Raw genomic sequence first — 12,252 nt, 5'->3', positions numbered from 1 at the left:
GTTGTTCCGCGAGACAGTCCACTGCGAAGAGTGATCAGCAGATTGGCATGCTGACTGCCCGTAACCATCGCCGTCCGGTGCGGTCTCGTGCGGGAGCGGACCGGGTGGCTCTGGGGAGAATGGGGGCGGCGCGTGGGGTGGATGAGGAGGCAGTGGTGAGTGACAGTCCTGTCGTGCGGGTGGCCGGGGAAGGGGATCTCGAGGTGGCCGCCGGGTTGTTCCGTGGCTATCTCGACTTCTACGAGGTCACGGTGGCGGACCCGGAGCAGCCCCGGGTGTTCCTCGCGGACCGGATGAAGGCCGGTGAGTCGCTGGTGCTGCTCGCCGAGGTGGCCGGGAAGGGGACGGTCGGGTTCGCGCAGATCTACCGGACGTTTTCCTCGCTTTCCATGCAGCCGCTGTGGATCCTGAGTGATTTGTACGTGGCGCCGGCCGGGCGGCGGACCGGGGCCGGGCGGGCGTTGTTGGGGGAGACCCTGCGGCGGGCGCGGGCGGCGGGGGCGGGCGGGGTGCAGCTGGAGACGGCGTACGACAACCGGATCGCCCAGGCGCTGTACGAGTCCGAGGGGTTCGTGCGGGAGGAGTTCCACGTTTACCTCCATGACCTGGAGAAGGTCTCCCAAGAGGTCTTCGAAGAGGGGTGAAACATTTCTGGTTTGCCGGTGCGTCGATGAGGTGAGACGGACGGCGAGGGGGAGTGGATGCGGCAGCGACGCAGGGAGGGGTTCCGGGAGTTCGCGGAGGGGCGGACCGGGCAGTTGTACCGGTCGGCCTGTCTGCTGACGAGCGGGGACACTCACCTGGCCGAGGATCTGGTGCAGGAGACCCTGGGGCGGATGTACCTGCTCTGGGGGCGGGTCTCCCGTATCGACAATCCTGCGGCGTACGCGCAGACCGTGCTGGTCCGGGCGTTCCTCACCCATCGGCGGCGGCGTTCGGCCGCCGAACACCCGGTGGGGGAGGTGCCCGAGGCGGTCGGGGGTGGCGCGGATCCCGTGCTGCGGATGACGCTGCTGGGGGCCCTGGGGCGGCTCGCGCCCAAGGATCGGGCGGTGCTGGTGCTCCGGTACTGGGAGGACCGCAGTGTGGAGGAGACCGCCGACGTGATGAACGTCAGCTCGGCGGCCGTGCGTACCCGGAGTTCACGCGCCCTCGCGCGGCTTCGGCAGGAACTCGGCGGCAGTCTCACCGAGTTCGCCGGCTGCTGAGCGTTCAGCGTTCGCGGCTGCATTCAAACCAAACGTGGAAGGTCTGGTTCCCCATGCCCTTTGAAGACGAACTCGGCGATGCCCTGCGGCGCACCGGCGACGGTTTCGCCACCGACCAGCAGGCCCTGGTGGACGGCGGCGAGCAGCGCGGCCGGCGGCTGGTGGCCCGTCGGCGGGTGGCCGCGGTCACCGGCACGGCCCTCGCGATGGCGGTGATCGGCGGCATCGGGGCGTACTCCGGCGGGCTGTTCGGCGGCGAGGGCAACGGCAAGGGGGGCGGGGGGAGTGTCGCCACGGCGCCGTCGCCGGCGCCCTCGGCCGGGAAGAGCGACGCTCCCGATAAGGGGGCCGGCACCGGGGCGGTGACCGCCGCGCAGATGGCCGCCAACCTCCAGTCGCTGTTGTCGGGGGGCACGTTCACCGGCACCCATGCCCGAGGAACCGACACCTCCGGGCCGTCTGTCTCCGGGGTGTACGACGACGGGAAGGGCAAAGCCGCCATCGGGTTGAGCCTCTCCCGGATCGACCCGGCCGGCACCATGGGCAAGCAGATGACCGAGTGCGGGGACAGGGAGCTCATCGGCTACGACAGCTGCACCTCCGAGAAGCTGGCGGACGGCTCGCGGCTGCTGCTCGTGCGTGGCTACGAGTACCCGGACCGGCGTGAGGACACCAAGCTCTGGAGGGCCACCCTGGCCACCCCGCAGGGCTTCCTGGTCGACGCGTCCGAATGGAACGCCCCGGCCGAGAAGGGCGAGGCGGTCTCCCGCCCCAACCCGCCGCTCACCCTGCCGCAGATGAAGGCCCTGGTCACCTCGACCACGTGGCACGCGGCCCTGAACGACCTGCCGGCCGCCAAGCCCGAGAAGCCCGCACCCGGCCTGTCGGGCGGGCCGGAGGCAGGGCCGATTCTGCAATCGTTGCTGCCGAAGGACGGGGTCACGGTCGTCGGCAAGGGCGGGGAGGGGGACTATGCCTATGCCGTGCTCGACGACGGCAAGGGCAAGTCGTTCGTCCAGGTCAACGTCCAGCCGAAGATGCACGACGTGGCCGGCCCGCTGTTCGGCAGCGGCGATGTCACCACCCTGCCGGACGGCACCAAGGTGAAGATCGAGAAGAAGCCCGGCGAGAAGGGCGGCGCCGGGGTGGTGTGGTGGACCGTGGACACCCTGCGGCCCAATGGCCTGCGGGTGGTGGTCTCCGCCTTCAACACCGGCAACCAGAACAAGCCGGCGACCCGGCCGGCCCCGCTGCTGACCATCGAGCAGTTGAAGGCGATCGCGCTCAGCCCGAAGTGGGTGCAGGGCGCCGCGTCGTAGCTGGTGCGGGTGGGCGCCCGGGTTATTTGGCGTCCGCGTAGCACTGCACTACCGCCGTGGTGAACGGGAACCGGACCGGGGTCTCGCCGAAGGCGATGCGTCCGGCCCGGTCCGCGGCGGTGCGGATCGCCTCGGTGACGGCCTCCGCCTCCTCGGCCGGGCAGTGCACGATCACCTCGTCGTGCTGGAAGAACACCAGCTCGGCGCGGAGCCCGGCGGCGGCTGTGGCCTGGCGCAGCGCCGCGAGCATCAGCAGGGCCCAGTCGGCGGCACTGCCCTGGACCACGAAGTTGCGGGTGAAGCGGCCTCGGGCCCGGGTGTTGGTGGAGGCGTAGCCGGGGGTCCACTCGTCCCGGGCCGCCTGGTCGTCGCCGGTGTCCGGCCCCGGCCCCGGTTCCTGGGGGAGGCCTGCCTCCTCGGCCTCCGCCGAGCCGGCGGCGGGCGGGCAGGTGCGGCCCAGCCAGGTCCGTACGAGCCGGCCCTCCTCGCCCGCGCGGGCGGCCTCGTCCACGTACCCGACGGCGCGCGGGAAGCGGCGGCGCAGGGCGGCGAGGTTCTTCAGGCCGTCACCGGAGGTCTGGCCGTAGACCGCGCCGAGGACGGCCAGTTTGGCCTGGTCGCGGTCGCCGGCGAAGCCCTGGCGGGAGATGGCCGTGTAGAGGTCCTCCGGGCGCCCGGCCACGTCCATCAGGCCGGGGTCGCGGGAGATGGCGGCGAGGACCCGCGGCTCCATTTGGTCGGCGTCCGCGACGACCAGTCGCCAGCCGGGGTCGGCGACCACGGCGCGCCGGATCACCTTCGGGATCTGCAGGGCGCCGCCTCCGTTGGTCACCCAGCGGCCGGTGACCGTGCCGCCCGGGATGTACTCCGGCCGGAACCGGCCCTCGTGCACCCAGTCCTTGAGCCAGCTCCAGCCGTGGGCGGTGTAGATCCGGTACAGCTTCTTGTACGCGATGAGGGGTTCGACGGCGGGATGGTCCAGCTCCTGGATCTCCCAGCGGCGGGTGGACTTCACCTTGATCCCAGCCTCGGCGAAGGCCTTGATCACATCGGCGGGGAGGTCGGGGCGGACGCGGCGGCCGAAGGCGGCGGACACCTGGTCGGCGAGCTCGGCGAGGCGGCGGGGCTCGCCGCCGCCCGCGTACCGCTCGCCGAGCAGCTCGGTGAGTACGGCGCGGTGTACGTCGGCCCGCCAGGGCAGCCCGGCCCGGTTCATCTCGGCGGCGATCAGGAAGCCGGCGGACTCGGCGGCGGTGAGCAGGCGCATCCGGTCCGGGTGGGCGGTGGCCTCGTGGCGGCGCATCTGGTCGGCGTAGACGGAGAGGAGGGCGTCGAGGGGGAGCGGGGCGGCGGGCTGCGGGTCGAAGAGGGAGGACTGGGTCCCGGGCTCGGCGGAGCGCTGTGGGGGGTCGGGCGGTACGGGTGTGCCATTGAGCCGGGCCAGGGCGGCTGCGGCGGACCGGGGCTGGCCGAGGCGGCCCTCGTGGCCGAGGAGGAGGAGCTCGGCGTCCTCGATGTCGTAGCAGCGGTCAATGCGGAGGCCTGCGGCGAGCAGGCGGGGGTAGACGGCGGCGGTGGACTGCCAGATCCAGCGGGTGTGGGGCGGGGCGGCGCGGACGGCGGTGGCGGGGTCGGGGGCGGTGATGGGGCTGGTTGGGCCGGTTGGGCTGGTGATGGGCGCGGCGTGCCAGCGGGCGTCGCCGTCTTCGGCCAGGGCCCAGCGGGTGGCTTGCTCGCTCATGAGTGCGAGTGTGGCAGGCGGGGCGGACATCGGCGGGGCGGCGCGCGTCGGCCCGCTGCGCGGAGCCATTCCCCCACCCCGCCCCTCCCCAAAACCGGGGCTCCGCCCCGGGCCCCACCGCTGTGCGGGCACCGCCCGGCACCCGGTCCGACGCTGCGCCCCGCCCCTGCCGGTGTGCGGGCTCCGCCCGGCACCCGGTTCCCGGGGCTGGGCCCCGGTCCCCTGCGGGGGCGGGCTCTGCCCGGTACCCCATAGTCGGGCTGGGCTCCGGGGCCTGCGGGCTGTGCCCGGTACCCGTTTTTTCGGGGCTGCGCCCCGGCCCCTGCGGGCTCCGCCCGGCAGCCGGTTCCGGGGCTGCTGCGCCCGGCCCGATTCGGGGCTGGTCCCCGGGCCCAGCCGGTGTGCGGGCTCCGCCCAGGGCCTCTGCGGGGGCGGGCTCTGACCGGTACCCCGCTTCGGGGCTGCGCCCCCGGCCCTGCGGCTGTGCCCGGTGCCCGTTCCGGGGCTGCGCCCAGGGCCCTGCGGGGGCTGGGGCCGGGGTATGGCGTGGGAGGGTGGTGGGGTGACTTTGGATGCCTCGCAGATTGTTGAGCGGGCCTGTGCCGCTGCCCTCTATGCCCAAGACGACGCCGGGCTCGACACCGGCGCCTCGCTGCTCGCCGCCGATCCGGCTGCCTGGAGCGGGGTCGGGCAGGCGTTGCTCGCGCGCGGGGAGACGTACATACGGCAGGCCTGGGAGCGGGGCTGGCAGCCCGCCGACCTGCTCCGGCTGGTCCGGCGGGACCTGGAGGAGCGGCAGCTGCGGATCACCGGCGATCTGATCGCCGCCGAAGCCCGCCGCTACGCCCGGCTGCCCGCCCGGTGGCCCGAGGCCGAGGTGTGGTGGGGCGCGGACACCGAGTACGCCGGGCAGCTCGCGCAGCGCGAGCGGACGGACCGGTTCACGCTGGCCACCGCCGTCCTCGAGGTGCTCAGGCTGCTGATCCGGCTGCCGTCGATCGAACCGGTGGGACCGATCCCGGGCGACCCCGCCGAGGTGCTCGAGGCTGCGCACATCGAGCCGCGCATGCTGGCCCGGATCCGGGCGCTGCTCGCCAAGGCCGAGGCGACCACCTACCCGGAGGAGGCGGAGGCGCTCAGCGCCAAGGCGCAGGAACTGATGGCCCGCCACACGGTGGACGAGGCGCTGCTGGCCGAGCGCGGCGGCGCGCCGGGGCAGACGCCGGGGGCCTGCAGGATCGGCGTCGAGCCGCCGTACGAGGAGGCGAAGGCGGTGCTGCTGGACGCGGTGGCCACGGCGAACCGCTGCCGGGCGGTGTGGAACGGCGCGTTCGAGTTCTCCACGGTGGTGGGCTTCGAGAGCGACCTGGAGGCGGTCGAGCTGCTGTACACCTCGCTATTGGTGCAGGGCACCGCGGCGATGACGCGGGCGGAGGCCGGCCAGCGGGCCGGCGGGCGCAAGCGGACGAAGACGTTCCGCCAGTCCTTCCTGCTGGCCTACGCCAGCAGGCTGGGCCACCGGCTGGCCGAGACGGCGGAGCACGCGGCGGCCGAGGCGGGCGGGTCGGACAACCTGCCGGCGCTGGTCGCGCGGGACGTCGCGGTCGGTGCGCGGGCGGAGGAAATGTTCCCGCAGACCACGACGACCCGGCTGCGCGGGGCCACGGACCATGCGGGCTGGACGGACGGCACGGCGGCGGCGGACGCCGCCATGGTGCACCGCGGCCGAGGCCGCACCCCGATCGACACCCGGCCGGGCAGGGCCTCGTAGAGCCTCGTAGGGGTGTCCGGTCGCGGCCCGGCAAGTGCCCTGCGGTCAGGGGGCTTCCGGGTGTCGGTCCGGTCGCGGGGGTTGTTCCTCCTCGGTGCGCAGTGCCCGGGTTTCCGCCTTCAGGATCCGCATCGACTTGCCCAGGCCGCGGGCCATCTCGGGGAGCTTCTTCGAACCGAACACCAGCAGGCAGACGACCAGTAGGACGATCAGGTGCCAGGGCTGCATTGCGTTCCTGAGCATGCGAGTACCCCTCCTCCGCGAGACGGCCGAGACGGCCGGGACGATCTGCTCATCGAACTCCTATGGCACAGTTCGGCACAAATCTGAAGAAGTCCTGAAAGAAGCTACTCTCGACCCCATGAGCTGGCTCCGGGCCCTGAAGGAGAGCGCCCGATCCGGGATGAAGGTCGAGCGGAACCGCTTGGAGCCGCTCCTTGCCCTGCGGGCCGCGGCCGGGCTGGCCATCGTGATCGGGGGCGGGCTGGTCCTGCTCGGTCCGGGTGCTGCCGCCAGTTCCGCCTTCGGGGCCTTTCAGGCGGCCATCGCCACCTTCCAGCGGAGCTGGCGGCCCCGCCCGGTGCTCGCCCTCGTCTCCGGGCTGACCCTCGCCGTCTCCACCTTCGTCGGCTATCTCGTCGGGTCCTCGCACACCGCCGCGTTCCTGGCGCTGCTCGCCCTCTGGGCCTTCCTGTCCGGGATGGCCTGGGCGGCCGGCCCCACCGCCGGAATCATCGCTTCCAGCAATGTGGCCATCATGCTGGTGACCGTCACCCTGCCCACCTCGGTCGCGCAGGCCGCCGGGCACGCCGCGCTGATCGCCGCCGGGGGTGTCGTCCAGGCCGCGCTGATCGTGCTCTTCCCGGTCCGCCGCTGGGGTGCCCAACGCGACGCGCTCGCCGATGCGCTGGCCGCCGAGGCCGACTACGCCCGCCGGCTGCGCCACGACCCCGAGGCCCCCTTCGACCCGGAACCGCTGATGACCGCCCGGGCCGCCGCCACCGTCACCCCGCGCCAGGCCCGCCGCCGCCCCGCCGAGCTGCACGGCGCGCGCGGGCTGGCCGAGCGGATCCGGCCGGTGCTGGCCTCGCTGGCCGACCCCGCCGTCGGGGCGCCCGCGGCGGGCCCGGCCCGGCACCGGGTGCGGGAACTGCTCTCCGCCGCCTCGACCGTGCTCGATGCCGCGGCCCACGCGATCCGGCACGGCGAGCCGGTGCGCCTGCCCGGCCCCGCGCTCGCCGTGCTCACGTCCCCGGACACCGCCGACCTGCTGGAGGGTCCGGCCCTGCGGGCGGCGCGGCGGCTCGCGGCCCTGCTGGAGGACGTCACGGAGACCGCGGCCCCCGGCTCCGGCCGCACCGCCGACCCCGCGGAATCGAAGCTGCGGCCCACCCTGCCGGCGCTGGTGCCGCTGGTCCTGCGCGCGGTACGGGCGGAACTCCGGCCCGCCTCACCGGTCTTCCGGCATGCGGTCCGGGTCTCCGTGGTCGCCCCGGTGGGCAGTGTCATCGGGTACGCGCTGCCGTTCGGGCACGCCTACTGGGCGCCGATGGCCTCCGTGATGGTGATGCGGCCCGACTTCAGCCAGACCTACTCCCGGGCCGTCGCCCGCTTCGGCGGCACCCTGCTCGGGGTCGCGGCGGCCACCGGGATCGTGCAGCTGGCACAGCCCGGGGTGTACCTGTCGGGGGCGCTCGCGGTGATCAGCGCGGGCCTGATGTACGCGCTGCTGCGCACCGGGTACGCCGTCTCGCAGGTCTTTGTGTCCGCGTATGTCGTGTTCCTGCTCGGCATGGGCGGCACCCGCTGGGACCAGACCGTGCCGGACCGGGTCGGGCTCACCCTGGTCGGCGGACTGCTCGCGATGATCGGGTACGCGCTCTACCCGGCCTGGGAGACCCCGCGGCTGCGGACCCGCCTCGCCGACTGGCTCACCGCGAACGGGCAGTACGCGGCAGCCGTCCTCCGGCAGTACGCCGATCCGGCCGGCGCCCACCGGCCCGACGTGCGCAGGGCACTGCTGGCGGCCCGCGATGCCCGGGTGGACTGGCAGGAGGCGCTGGCCCGGGCGGCCGGCGAACCGGTCCGGCACCGCGGGCTGTCCCGGGCGGCGGCGGACGCGGCGGGGGACGCCCTGGCGGAGCTGGGCCGTACCGCGATGCTGCTGGAAGCCCACCTCCCGGACCAGGAGCACCCGCCCGTCCCGGCGGCGGCGGAACTCGCGGAGGCCCTGCAAGCGTCTACAGAGGCGGGGGCGAAGGCCGTACGGGAGCGCCGGGTGCCGGAGTGGGAGGGGCTGCGGGCCGTGCTGGCGGAGTGGGACGGGGTCGAGATGCCGGAGTCTCCGCTGCTGCACAACGGGGCGGAGCTCTTGCTGGACTGTCTGGACGAGGTTTCGGAGGCACTCCGCCCCTGACCGGGCACCGGATCAGGCTCTCTGTGATCAAGGGAGCACCCCGCGTGCACGTGCATCTGCCCATGCAGATGCTAATGAACACAGCTATGATCCGGTGCAGTTGACATCTGCACTATCGGGGGCTTCCTGTGGACCACGCGTACAACGGGATGGCAGCTGCAGAACTCGCTTCTATGTACGGGCTGACCTGGCAGAAGAGCAGGCACAGCAACTCGCAGGGGTCCTGCGTGGAGTTCGCCAAACTGCCGGGCGGCGATGTTGCCGTGCGCAACTCGCGCTACCCGGACGGACCGGCGCTCGTCTACACGCCGGCCGAGATAGAGGCCCTGCTGCTCGGCGCGAAGGACGGCGAATTCGACCACCTCATCGGCTGACCGCCGGCTGATCGTCAGCACCACCGATCAAGCCATGCACGTGCACTGGCCGGGACCGATCGCAAGGATCGATCCCGGCCAGTGACATGTGTGTGTCCGTGTACGTGTGCGCCCTGCGCCGTGCTCCCGCCGCAGTCAGTCCTGGAGCAGGAACAGCGCCCAGACCACCTTGCCGGTGAGCCGCCCGGCCAGCGGGTGCCAGCCCCAGCTGTCGCTGTAGGAGTCCACCAGGAACAGTCCCCGGCCCGACTCCGCGTCGCTGTTCTCGTCCGTCTTCTCCGGCGAGAAGCAGCCCCCGGGGCTGTCCTCGCTGGGGTCCCGCACCGCGCACACCAGCCGGGTGCTCCACCGCATCAGGTGCAGCCGCACCGGCGGCTCCTGCTCCCCGCTCCGGACATCCTCCGGCAGGGCGTGCCGCAGTGCGTTGGTGACGAGTTCGGAGACCACCAGGGAGACGTCGTCGAAACGGTCGTCGAGGCCCCACTGGCCGAGCGTGGATCTGGTGAACGAGCGGGCGCCGCGCACCGCCTCGTACCGGGCGGGCAGGGCGCAGGAGGCGGACCCGGAGACGGCCGTGGGGTCGACCGGGGGCAGCCCCTGCCGTAACGGCTCGAGCATGGTCGATCCATTCATCCCCATGCGAGGCACTCCCGGGATTCGCGGACTGAGCGGCGGCTGTGTCCATGAAAAAACTGCGGGGTGGGTCCTGCGCCGGCGCGAACAGCACGCAGGTGCGCGGCACCATGCTTCCGAATGCGGAAGCCGGATGCAAGGGCAGATGCACGTGCACGCGCCGGTCCTGTCCACTCCCGTGACGGTTCTTGCCCATTTCTTCCTACGCATACTTACGGACTTCTTTTCCGAGAGCGCGGATTCCGTTACAGAACGAGTACGGGCCGATGCGTTTTGGTGGCAGACTGCGGGCCCTGGGGCACGGGGGCCCCGCGACGCGCTCATTGCGATGGGGAGGGCAGGACTAGTGACCGCAGACACCAGCGGTTCTGTGGTGCGCCGCATCCTCCTGGGCTCTCAGCTCAGGAGGCTCCGTGAATCCCGCGGGATCACCCGTGAGGCGGCCGGCTACTCGATCCGCGCATCCGAATCGAAGATCAGCCGCTTGGAGTTGGGAAGGGTGAGCTTCAAGGCCAGGGACGTGGAGGACCTCCTCACGCTCTACGGAGTCACGGACGGCGCCGAGCGCGAGTCGCTCCTCGGTCTGGTCCGCGAGGCCAACGCGGCGGGCTGGTGGCACAGTTACGGCGACGTGCTGCCGGGCTGGTTCCAGACCTACATCGGCCTGGAGGGCGCCGCCTCGCTCATCCGGATCTACGAAGTCCAGTTCATCCACGGTCTGTTGCAGACCGAGGCCTACGCCCACGCGGTGGTCAGCCGCGGCATGCCCGGGGCCACCCCGGCCGAGATCGACCGCCGGGTCGCCCTCCGCCTGGAGCGCCAGAAGGTCCTGGTCTCCGAGAACGCCCCGCTGTTCCACGCCGTCCTCGACGAGGCGGCGCTGCGCCGCCCGTACGGCGACCGCGCGGTCATGCGCGGCCAGCTGGAGCACCTCATCGAGATCTCCCAGCGGCCCAATGTGCGGCTGCAGGTGATGCCCTTCTCCTTCGGCGGCCATGCCGGCGAGAGCGGCGCCTTCACCCTGCTCCGCTTCCCCGAGTCCGACCTCCAGGACATCGTCTATCTGGAGCAGCTCACCAGTGCCCTCTACCTGGACAAGGATGAGGAAGTGGCGCAGTACAGCCGGGCGATGGAGCGGCTCCAGCAGGACTGCCCGGACCCGGGCCAGACCAGGGATCTTCTTCGAGGACTGCTCCAACTGTCTTGATTCGCACGTAGTATGACGTCTGTTCAGTCTCCGGTGCAGCGCACGGGTGCGCGCCTGCAGTAAGGGATGGCATGCCCATATTCGAGGACCTGGCTCACCAGTACATCGACGGCGAATGGCTGGCCGGCACCGGTTCGTGGGACATCATCGACGTCAACCCGTACAACGGGGAGAAGCTCGCGGCCATCACGGTGGCCACCGTCGATCAGGTCGACCGGGCCTACCGTGCCGCCGAGCGTGCCCAGACCGAGTGGGCCCGCGTCAGCCCGTACTCCAGACGTGCAGTCCTGGAACGCGCCCTGAAGCTCACCCAGGAGCGCGAGAAGGAGATCGTCGAGGCGATGATCGACGAGCTCGGCGGGACCCGTCCCAAGGCCGAGTACGAGGTCCACCTCGCCATGGAGTTCCTCCGCGAGGCGATGCAGCTGGCCGTCCGTCCCGAGGGCAGCATCCTGCCCTCCACGGTCGCGGGCAAGGAGAACCGGGTCCAGCGCCTCCCGGTCGGGGTGATCGCCGTGATCAGCCCCTTCAACTTCCCCTTCCTCGTGACCATGAAGTCGGTCGCACCCGCCCTCGCCCTCGGCAACGCCGTCGTGATCAAGCCGAACCAGAACGCCCCGGTGGTGGGCGGCGGGGTGATCGCCAAGATCTTCGAGGACGCGGGGCTGCCGGCCGGCCTGCTGAACGTCCTGGTCACGGACATAGCCGAAATAGGCGATGCACTGCTGACCCACCCCGTGCCCAAGGTGATCTCCTTCGCGGGCTCCGACCGCGTCGGCCGGCACGTGGGCTCGGTCGCCGCCCGCCACTTCAAGCGGACCGTGCTGGAGCTCAGCGGCAACAGCGCCCTGGTGGTCCTCGACGACGCCGACCTCGACTATGCGGTGGACGCTGCCGTGTTCAGCCGCTTCGTGTACCAGGGCCAGGTCTGTATGGCGGCCAACCGGATCCTGGTCGACCGGTCGATCGCCGAGAAGTTCACCGAGAAGTTCACCACCCGGGTGAAGGCCCTGCGGACCGGCGACCCGCACGACGCGGACACCCACATCGGCCCGCTGATCAACTCCTTCCAGGCGGACGCCCTGACGGCCCTGGTGGACCGGGCGGTCGAGGAGGGCGCCCAGGCACTGGTCCGCGGGTCTACGCGCGGCAATCTGGTCGAGCCCACCGTGCTGGCCGGGATCCCCGAGGACTCCCCGCTGCTCGGCCAGGAGATCTTCGGCCCGGTCGCCCTGCTGGTGGTGTTCGACGGCGAGGAGGAGGCCGTACGGCTGGCCAACGCGACCCCGTACGGACTCAGCGGCGCGGTGCACACCCGGGACATCGACCGCGGCGTGAAGTTCGCCGAGCGGATCGAGACCGGAATGATCCACGTCAACGACTCCACCATCGGGGACGAACCGCTGGCCGCGTTCGGCGGGGAGAAGGCGTCCGGGCTGGGCCGGCTCAACGGCCAGGCCACGATCGAGGCCTTCACCACCCAGAAGTGGATCTCCGTACAACACGGCCGGAGTTCCTTCCCGTTCTAGGACAGCAGCTGACCTAATCGGTCCGTAGCGTGGTTCTTGTCAGCAGGAGACACC

Annotated in this window: 11 protein-coding genes; 8 read left to right on the top strand and 3 right to left on the bottom strand. The window is 72.0% G+C overall.

What is annotated here, in order from left to right; all coding sequences use genetic code 11:
• Positions 1–155 precede the first annotated feature (155 nt).
• The 3 genes from ABT123_RS21200 to ABT123_RS21190 are packed head-to-tail and all read left to right on the top strand — an operon-like array spanning position 156 to position 2,527.
• The gene (locus ABT123_RS21200; RefSeq protein ID WP_351316785.1) at positions 156–644 is read left to right on the top strand and encodes a GNAT family N-acetyltransferase; all 489 of its coding nucleotides are present in this window, start codon (positions 156–158) and stop codon (positions 642–644) included.
• Positions 645–701: 57 nt separating this feature from the next.
• Entirely contained in the window at positions 702–1,208 is a 507-nt protein-coding gene (locus ABT123_RS21195) for a SigE family RNA polymerase sigma factor (RefSeq protein WP_351316782.1), read from the top strand.
• 53 nt (positions 1,209–1,261) lie between these two features.
• The gene (locus tag ABT123_RS21190; protein WP_351316780.1) at positions 1,262–2,527 is read left to right on the top strand and encodes a hypothetical protein; all 1,266 of its coding nucleotides are present in this window, start codon (positions 1,262–1,264) and stop codon (positions 2,525–2,527) included.
• Between the two features lie 22 nt (positions 2,528–2,549).
• On the opposite strand, the gene ABT123_RS21185 is transcribed toward ABT123_RS21190, so the two are convergent.
• Positions 2,550–4,268 carry a bifunctional 3'-5' exonuclease/DNA polymerase gene (locus tag ABT123_RS21185; RefSeq protein WP_351316777.1) on the bottom strand — a complete coding sequence of 573 codons (1,719 nt, stop codon included), beginning with the start codon at positions 4,266–4,268 and terminating at the stop codon, positions 2,550–2,552.
• A gap of 541 nt (positions 4,269–4,809) precedes the next feature.
• Between ABT123_RS21185 and ABT123_RS21180 the strand changes: the two genes are divergently transcribed.
• Positions 4,810–6,039 carry a DUF2786 domain-containing protein gene (locus ABT123_RS21180; RefSeq protein WP_502971005.1) on the top strand — a complete coding sequence of 410 codons (1,230 nt, stop codon included), beginning with the start codon at positions 4,810–4,812 and terminating at the stop codon, positions 6,037–6,039.
• A gap of 45 nt (positions 6,040–6,084) precedes the next feature.
• Here ABT123_RS21180 and tatA read toward each other — a convergent pair whose 3' ends face one another.
• Entirely contained in the window at positions 6,085–6,282 is a 198-nt protein-coding gene (gene tatA, locus ABT123_RS21175) for a Sec-independent protein translocase subunit TatA (RefSeq protein WP_351316772.1), read from the bottom strand.
• Positions 6,283–6,400: 118 nt separating this feature from the next.
• On the opposite strand from tatA, the gene ABT123_RS21170 reads away from it, so the two are divergent.
• Both ABT123_RS21170 and ABT123_RS21165 read left to right on the top strand, forming a co-directional pair.
• The gene (locus ABT123_RS21170) at positions 6,401–8,455 is read left to right on the top strand and encodes an FUSC family protein (protein ID WP_351316769.1); all 2,055 of its coding nucleotides are present in this window, start codon (positions 6,401–6,403) and stop codon (positions 8,453–8,455) included.
• Positions 8,456–8,583: 128 nt separating this feature from the next.
• Positions 8,584–8,829 carry a DUF397 domain-containing protein gene (locus tag ABT123_RS21165; RefSeq protein WP_351316766.1) on the top strand — a complete coding sequence of 82 codons (246 nt, stop codon included), beginning with the start codon at positions 8,584–8,586 and terminating at the stop codon, positions 8,827–8,829.
• A gap of 135 nt (positions 8,830–8,964) precedes the next feature.
• Here the strand turns inward: ABT123_RS21165 and ABT123_RS21160 are convergent, their stop codons facing one another.
• Complete coding sequence (locus ABT123_RS21160) at positions 8,965–9,468, bottom strand: ATP-binding protein (RefSeq protein ID WP_351316763.1); 504 nt, start codon at positions 9,466–9,468, stop codon at positions 8,965–8,967.
• A 322-nt stretch (positions 9,469–9,790) separates the two neighbouring features.
• Between ABT123_RS21160 and ABT123_RS21155 the strand changes: the two genes are divergently transcribed.
• On the top strand, positions 9,791–10,669 hold the full coding sequence (locus ABT123_RS21155) for a Sco1979 family transcriptional regulator (RefSeq protein ID WP_351316760.1): 879 nt from the start codon (positions 9,791–9,793) through the stop codon (positions 10,667–10,669).
• 71 nt (positions 10,670–10,740) lie between these two features.
• Positions 10,741–12,198: an aldehyde dehydrogenase family protein gene (locus tag ABT123_RS21150; protein WP_351316757.1), complete on the top strand. Its 1,458-nt coding sequence runs from the start codon at positions 10,741–10,743 to the stop codon at positions 12,196–12,198.
• The last annotated feature ends 54 nt before the right edge of the window (positions 12,199–12,252 follow it).

Source organism: Streptomyces sp. NPDC002054 (genome assembly GCF_040296685.1).
In the GTDB taxonomy this organism is placed as follows: Bacteria; Actinomycetota; Actinomycetes; order Streptomycetales; family Streptomycetaceae; genus Streptomyces.
The sequence above is the reverse complement of the archived record's forward strand: the minus strand, read 5'-3'. Positions and strand labels throughout refer to the sequence as shown.

Bases quoted from the DNA above. Each gene is read 5' to 3' on its own strand.
- ABT123_RS21150 (WP_351316757.1), top strand. From the start codon at position 10,741: ATGCCCATATTCGAGGACCTGGCTCACCAGTACATCGACGGCGAATGG.
- ABT123_RS21195 (WP_351316782.1), top strand. From the start codon at position 702: ATGCGGCAGCGACGCAGGGAGGGGTTCCGGGAGTTCGCGGAGGGGCGG.
- ABT123_RS21160 (WP_351316763.1), bottom strand. From the start codon at position 9,468: ATGGGGATGAATGGATCGACCATGCTCGAGCCGTTACGGCAGGGGCTG.
- tatA (WP_351316772.1), bottom strand. From the start codon at position 6,282: ATGCTCAGGAACGCAATGCAGCCCTGGCACCTGATCGTCCTACTGGTC.
- ABT123_RS21185 (WP_351316777.1), bottom strand. From the start codon at position 4,268: ATGAGCGAGCAAGCCACCCGCTGGGCCCTGGCCGAAGACGGCGACGCC.
- ABT123_RS21170 (WP_351316769.1), top strand. From the start codon at position 6,401: ATGAGCTGGCTCCGGGCCCTGAAGGAGAGCGCCCGATCCGGGATGAAG.
- ABT123_RS21180 (WP_502971005.1), top strand. From the start codon at position 4,810: ATGGCGTGGGAGGGTGGTGGGGTGACTTTGGATGCCTCGCAGATTGTT.
- ABT123_RS21155 (WP_351316760.1), top strand. From the start codon at position 9,791: ATGGGGAGGGCAGGACTAGTGACCGCAGACACCAGCGGTTCTGTGGTG.
- ABT123_RS21190 (WP_351316780.1), top strand. From the start codon at position 1,262: ATGCCCTTTGAAGACGAACTCGGCGATGCCCTGCGGCGCACCGGCGAC.